The sequence below is a fragment of the Streptomyces sp. NPDC006197 genome (assembly GCF_040613865.1).
Taxonomy (GTDB): domain Bacteria; phylum Actinomycetota; class Actinomycetes; order Streptomycetales; family Streptomycetaceae; genus Streptomyces.
Genome location: NZ_JBEXSZ010000244.1, coordinates 1 through 6,565 on the forward strand (window position 1 = coordinate 1; position 6,565 = coordinate 6,565).

6 protein-coding genes are annotated in these 6,565 nt (G+C 73.2%); 4 read left to right on the top strand and 2 right to left on the bottom strand.

Going from position 1 to position 6,565, the window contains the following annotated elements:
- A partial coding sequence (locus tag ABZ318_RS38475) for a LacI family DNA-binding transcriptional regulator (RefSeq protein WP_356907067.1) occupies positions 1–797 on the bottom strand: 797 nt, incomplete at its 3' end.
- Between the two features lie 106 nt (positions 798–903).
- Positions 904–1,233 (bottom strand): putative quinol monooxygenase, encoded by a 330-nt coding sequence (locus ABZ318_RS38480; RefSeq protein ID WP_356907068.1) that lies wholly within the window; start codon positions 1,231–1,233, stop codon positions 904–906.
- A 294-nt stretch (positions 1,234–1,527) separates the two neighbouring features.
- On the opposite strand from ABZ318_RS38480, the gene ABZ318_RS38485 reads away from it, so the two are divergent.
- The 4 genes from ABZ318_RS38485 to ABZ318_RS38500 all read left to right on the top strand — a co-directional run bounded on the left by ABZ318_RS38485 (position 1,528) and on the right by ABZ318_RS38500 (position 6,488).
- Positions 1,528–3,294, top strand: a complete 1,767-nt coding sequence (locus tag ABZ318_RS38485) for a VanW family protein (RefSeq protein ID WP_356907069.1) — start codon at positions 1,528–1,530, stop codon at positions 3,292–3,294.
- A gap of 103 nt (positions 3,295–3,397) precedes the next feature.
- Positions 3,398–4,429 (top strand): serine hydrolase domain-containing protein, encoded by a 1,032-nt coding sequence (locus ABZ318_RS38490; RefSeq protein WP_356907071.1) that lies wholly within the window; start codon positions 3,398–3,400, stop codon positions 4,427–4,429.
- 18 nt (positions 4,430–4,447) lie between these two features.
- Positions 4,448–4,957 carry a GNAT family protein gene (locus ABZ318_RS38495; RefSeq protein WP_356907072.1) on the top strand — a complete coding sequence of 170 codons (510 nt, stop codon included), beginning with the start codon at positions 4,448–4,450 and terminating at the stop codon, positions 4,955–4,957.
- Positions 4,958–5,042: 85 nt separating this feature from the next.
- Positions 5,043–6,488, top strand: a complete 1,446-nt coding sequence (locus tag ABZ318_RS38500; RefSeq protein WP_356907073.1) for a glyceraldehyde-3-phosphate dehydrogenase — start codon at positions 5,043–5,045, stop codon at positions 6,486–6,488.
- Positions 6,489–6,565: the final 77 nt, after the last annotated feature.

Genomic DNA, 6,565 nt, shown 5'->3' on the forward strand with positions numbered 1-6,565 from the left:
CGCGCGCCGGCCGCCATCACGTCGGAGGCGGCGAAGACGGCGTCCAGGTCGGGCCGGCGCTCCAGGAGCTCCCGCATGGCGCGCCGGCCGCCCTCCTCGGTGAAGTCGCCGGTGGCGACGAGAGTCTCGTCGGGCGTGAGTCCGGCCTCCGTGAGGCCCTCGCGGTAGCCGTCGAGGCGGCAGCGGGCCACGTACATGTCGAGGGGGCCGGTGACGGTGGCGATCCGCTGCCTGCCGCGGGCGGCGAGGTGGGCGACGGCGGTCCGGCCGGCGCCGGTGTTGTCGGAGTCGACGAAGGCGACGCGTTCGGCTTCGGTGCGGCGGCCGTTGAGGACGGCGGGCAGGCCGAGGGCGCGGACCTGGTCGGGCAGCGGGTCGTCGCCGTGCACGGAGACGAGGAGGACGCCGTCGACGCGCTGCGCGGCGAGGTACTGCTCGAAGCGCTGCCGCTCCTGTTCGCTGCGGATGAGGGTCAGCAGCAACTGCTTGTCCGCGGCGGCGAGTTCGGCGCTGACCCCGCGGATGATGTCGAGGAAGTACGGCTCGGCGAAGAGCCGCGCCTCGGTCTCGGGGATCACCAGGGCGACGGCGTCGGTGCGGCTGCCGGCGAGGGCGCGGGCGGCCCGGTTGGGGACGTAACCGAGTTCGGCGACGGCCCGTTCGACGGCGGCCTTGGCCTGTTCGCTCACCTTCGGGGAGCCGTTGATGACCCGGGAGACCGTGCCGCGCCCGACTCCGGCCCGGGCCGCGACCTCCTCGAGGGTGGGCCTGCCGGTCTGTCGCCCGCTCACCGCCATGTGCCGCTTCTCCCCTCGGGGCGCCGCCCCCACCTGCGTCTCACGCGACGTTCCACGCGAACCTATCAGGCGGGGCGGGGCGCGCCGGGGTCGTCGGCGGAGTGCTTCAGTCGCCGGTCGGGGCGAGCTCGGCCATGGCGCCCCAGCCCTGCTGCGGGACCTCGACGTTGATGATCTCGGGGGTGGCGGCGATGGCGTCGGCCATGGCGGAGAGTCCGGCCGTGAAGTGCTCGGAGGCGACGTGGGCGGCGCCCGCCTCCGCGTCGGCGAAGGCCTCCAGGAGGACGAAGACGTTCGGGTCGTCGACGCTGCGGGACCAGTCGAAGAAGAGGTTGCCGGGCTCCGCGCGGGTGGCGCGCGTGAACTCGTCGACGAGGTCGAGCCAGTGGTCGGCGCGGTCGGGGCGGACGGTGAACCGTACGGCGATGAAGATCATGGGTCCATCCTGCGGCAGCACGGCGGGCGCGGCAGCGCGGCGAGCAGCGCCTTGCCGTGGGCGGTCGCGGCAGACCGGGAGCTCGCCGGTCCCGGCGCCGAGTCCGTGGTGCCGCTGGTGGGAGCGGTGCAGGGCCGGGACGCGGGGGCCACCCGCGCCCGTTCGGACGTACGTTCCGTGGCCGTTTCGCCTCACTCCGTATCACCGCAGGTCAAACCGTTCTTATGTGCATAAGACACTCTTTCGGCGTACCGTCGTGTGGTTGCCCCAGTCCTCGACGCCCCGGGAGAGCGTGTGCCCCGCTCCAGGAACGACCTTGCCCCGACGCCCCGTGAGGGGCGCCGCCCGCTTCTTCGGGCGGCGGCGATCGCGACGGGTGTGGTGGCCGTCGCCGCGGGGGGTCTGTACGTGGCGGGTCTGGTCGCCACCGGGGACGACATATCCGCCGGCACCCGGGTCGACGGCGTGGACATCGGCGGCATGAGCCGCGCCGAGGCCCGGGCCAGGCTGACGGCCGCGGCCCCGGCCTCCTGGAAGGCGCCGATACCCGTGCGGGTCGGCGACCGCGCCGCCACCGTGGACCCGGCCTCCGCCGGTCTGACCGTGGACGTCGCGAAGACCGCCGACCTGGCGGCCGACCCGTCCCGCGACCCCTTCACCGTGATCGGGCGGCTGTTCTCCTCCGACGAGCGCGAGATCCGGCCGGTGCTCGCGTACGACGAGGCCAAGACCCGGGCCGCCGTGGCCGATCTGGCCGAGCGGAACGACCGGGCGGTCCGCGAGGGGTCCGTCGCCTTCCGTGACGGCAAGGCCGTCGCGACGCAGCCCGTCGCGGGCCGGAAGCTGGACACGGATCGCGCCGCCGAGTCCCTGCGCGCGGCCTACCCGGCCGCCACGGGCGCCGCCGCGGTGTCGCTCCCGGTCTCGGTGACCGAGCCCAAGCTGCCCGCCGCCGAGGTGTCCCGCTTCCTCGACACGTACGCGAAGCCCGCCGTCTCCGGCCCCGTGACGCTCACCGCGGCCGGCCAGCGGCTGCGGATCTCTCCCGACACGCTCGCCGACCACCTCGCCGTCAAGGACGACGGCGGCCGCCTCACCGCCTCCCTCGACGAGCAGGCCCTGCTGCGCGACCCGGACGTGGCGCGGCCCCTCGCGGCGCTGACGAACGCGCCGGAAGAGGGGTCCCTCGGGGTGCGCGACGGCAAGGTCGTCGTGGAGTCGGAGGGCCGGCCGGGCCACGAGGTGACCGCGAAGGCCCTGGGCGACGCCGTGCGCCCGCTGCTCACCAGGACGGGCGAGGCGGCCCGTACGGCTCCGGTGGCCACCAGGGTCACCGAGCCGGAGCTGACCTCCGCCTCGCTGGCCCGTCTGGGCATCACCGAGCAGATGTCGACGTTCACGGTGAACTTCCCCACCGCGCCGTACCGGACGACGAACATCGGCCGGGCGGCCGAGCTCATCAACGGCTCGCTGGTGCAGCCGGGCGAGGTGTGGAGCTTCAACAAGACGGTCGGCGAGCGGACCCCGGACAACGGCTTCGTCGACGGCACGATGATCCTCGACGGCTCGTACCGCTCCGCACCCGGCGGCGGCGTGTCGGCCATGGCCACCACCGTCTACAACGCCATGTTCTTCGCGGGGGTGCAGCCCGTCGAGCACGGCGCCCACTCCTTCTACATCGAGCGCTACCCGGCCGGCCGGGAGGCGACCGTCGCCTGGGGCTCGCTCGACCTGAAGTTCCGCAACGACACGGGCAAGCCGATCTACATCAAGGCGAGCGCCACGGACTCCTCGGTCACCGTGAGCTTCCTCGGCACGAAGAAGTACGACTCCGTCGAGGCGGTCGCCGGACCGCGCACGAACATCACGCAGCCCACGAAGCGCGAGGGCACCGGCAAGGCCTGCGTGCCGCAGCCGCCCCTGGAGGGCTTCGACATCTCGGTGGACCGCGTCTTCAAGAACGACGGCGTCGAGGTCAAGCGGGAGACCTACAGGACCCACTACACCCCGCGCGACGAGGTGACCTGCGTGCCGACCGCCCAGGAGGGCGACGCCCACTGACGGAAGGGTGTCTTCCGGTACGCCCGGGGCATGACTTCGGAGCGCGGTCCGTCGGTCTCCCGACGGACCGCCCCGAACCTCCCCGGACCGTCGGAGGCACGCCTTGGCACAGCGCAGCGACCCCTTCGAGCGGCTCCTCGACGAGGCGGCGCGGGCGGGCACGTACCCGGGCGCCGCATGGGCCGTGGGCGACGCCCGTACGACCCTCTCGTCCGGGGCGGTCGGGCTGCTCGACCCGGCGCACCCCGGCGCTCCGACGCGCCCGGACACCCTCTTCGACGTCGCGAGCCTCACCAAGATCCTCGCGGTCTGGGCGGTCGTCGGCACGCTCGTCGACGCCGGGAAGCTCGACCTGTCCGCCCCGCTCGGCTCGTACTGGCCCGAAGCCGCGGGCCGGCCGCTCGCCGGGGCGACGGCGCTCCACCTCCTCACCCACACCGCGGGCCTGCCGCTCCGCGCCAACCTCCGGCACCTGTACGGCTCCGACCCGCAGGACGTCCGCGACGGCGTCCTCGCCGAGCCCCTGCGGCACCGGCCCGGCGAGGCCGTCGCGTACACCGACCGGGCGGCCCTGGTCCTCGGCTACCTCGCCGAGCACCTCACCCGGCAGCCGCTCCCCCGGCTCGCCCGGGACCGGGTCTGGACGCCCCTCGCCATGACGGAGACCCGGTACGGGCCGCTGCCCGCCGAGGCCGGGGAGCGGTGCGCGCCCACCGAGTACGACGAGGAGAGCGGCGCCCCGCTCCGGGGCACCGTCCACGACTTCTCGGCCCGGCTCCTCGGCGGCGCCTGCGGGATCGCGGGGGTCTTCACCACCACCGCCGACATCGGCCGGTTCCTGCGCCACCTGCTCGACCCGGTGCCCGGCACCTTCTCCGCCGGGTGGACGGCCGCCTCGCTGCGCGTCCGCACCGGCCGGCTCGTCCCGCCGCGCGGGCTGTTCTGGCACCCGGCGCCGGGCACGGAGCCGGCGGAGGACGTCTGGGCGCACTTCGGCTTCACCGGCACGGCCCTGTGGGTGTCGCCCGCGCGCGGCCGCTGGGCCGTCCTGCTCACCAACCGGCTCCGCCTCACCCGGGACCCCGGCCCGCTGGCCCTGGTCAGGGAGGGCTTCCGGACCCTCGCCTTCGGCTGACCACCAGGCGGAATCGGGATGCCGCGCCGGGAGGAGGCCGGGGCCTACGTCGACGCGCAGCTCGGCCGCGCCGCCGACGGCAGGGTCGTCCCGTACGTCCAGGTCGACCCGGCGACCGGCCGGGTGGTCGGCGCCACCGCCTTCCTGGACCCGCGCCCGTGGCCCTCCGGGGAGGGCCTGTGCGCGATCGAGATCGGCTTCACCTGGCTCGCGGCCTCCGCCCAGGGCACCGGGGTGAACACCGAGGCCAAGTACCTGCTCCTCCGGCACGCCTTCGAGAGCTGGGACGTGGCCCGGGTCGACCTCAGGACCGACGCCCGCAACGCCCGCTCGCGGGCCGCGATCGCGAGCGTCGGCGCGAGCTTCGAGGGCGTCCTGCGCAACTGGTCCGCCTCCTGGGTCCCGGGCGAGGACGGCCGCCTCCGGGACTCCGCCGTCTTCTCGATCGTCGCCGAGGAGTGGCCCGAGCGCCGCGCGGCACTCGAGGAACGCCTCGCCGCCGCCCGAGCGCGGCGGATCCCGACGTGACCCGTCGTACGGTTCGGCACCCCTTGATTGATCAAACCGACCGGGGGTTACCATATGAGCGCCGCCTAGCTCGAAAGATAATCTTGTGACTGTCAATGACGACTCGTTCACCAGCTGGAAGAACCGCGAGGAGATCGCGGAGTCGATGATCCCGATCATCGGGAAGCTGCACCGGGAGCAGGACGTCACCGTCCTGGTCCACAGCCGCTCCCTGGTGAACAAGTCGGTGGTCAGCATCCTCAAGACCCACCGCTTCGCCCGGCAGATCGACGGCGAGGAGCTCTCGGTCACCGAGACGCTGCCGTTCCTCGAGACGCTCACGACGCTCGACCTGGGCCCGTGCCAGATCGACATCGGCGTGCTGGCCGCGGACTACAAGACCGACGACCGCGGTCTCTCGGTGGCGGAGTTCACCGCCGAGGCCGTCGCGGGCGCCACCGGCGAGAACAAGATCGAGCGCCGTGACGGACGCGACGTCGTCCTCTACGGCTTCGGCCGCATCGGCCGCCTCGTCGCCCGCCTCCTCATCGAGAAGGCCGGCTCCGGCAACGGTCTGCGCCTGCGCGCGATCGTCGTCCGCGGCGGCGGCGACCAGGACCTCGTGAAGCGCGCCTCGCTGCTGCGCCGCGACTCCATCCACGGCCAGTTCCAGGGCACGATCACGGTCGACGAGGCGAACAGCACCATCGTCGCCAACGGCAACACGATCAAGGTGATCTACGCCAACGACCCCTCCGAGGTCGACTACACGGCGTACGGCATCGACAACGCCATCCTCATCGACAACACCGGCAAGTGGCGGGACCGCGAGGGCCTCTCCAAGCACCTGCGCCCCGGCATCGACAAGGTCGTCCTGACCGCGCCCGGCAAGGGCGACGTGCCGAACATCGTGCACGGCGTCAACCACGACACGGTGAAGCCGGACGAGCAGATCCTGTCCTGCGCCTCCTGCACGACCAACGCGATCGTCCCGCCGCTGAAGGCCATGGACGACGAGTACGGCGTGCTGCGCGGCCACGTGGAGACGGTCCACTCGTTCACGAACGACCAGAACCTGCTGGACAACTACCACAAGGCCGACCGCCGCGGCCGCTCCGCGCCGCTCAACATGGTCATCACGGAGACGGGTGCCGCCTCCGCCGTGGCCAAGGCGCTGCCCGACCTGAAGGCGCCGATCACCGGCAGCTCGATCCGCGTCCCCGTCCCGGACGTCTCGATCGCCATCCTGAGCCTGCGCCTGGGCCGCGAGACCACCCGCGAGGAGGTCCTCGAGTACCTCCGCGACGTCTCGCTGCACTCGCCGCTGAAGCGCCAGATCGACTTCACCACGGCCCCCGACGCCGTCTCGATGGACTTCGTCGGCTCGCGCCACGCGTCCATCGTCGACGCCGGCGCGACCAAGGTCGACGGCGACAACGCGATCCTGTACCTGTGGTACGACAACGAGTTCGGCTACTCGTGCCAGGTCATCCGGGTCGTCCAGCACGTCTCCGGCGTGGAGTACCCGACCTTCCCGGTCCCGGCGGTCTGATCTCCGGCACGCCCGACGGCACGGCGGCGCGCCCCGGCGCATCCCCCTACGCGGCTGTCAGTCGCCGGCCGTCGGCC

Excerpts from the sequence above, each read along its gene's own strand:
- ABZ318_RS38480 (WP_356907068.1), bottom strand. The coding sequence starts at position 1,233 with ATGATCTTCATCGCCGTACGGTTCACCGTCCGCCCCGACCGCGCCGAC.
- ABZ318_RS38495 (WP_356907072.1), top strand. The coding sequence starts at position 4,448 with ATGCCGCGCCGGGAGGAGGCCGGGGCCTACGTCGACGCGCAGCTCGGC.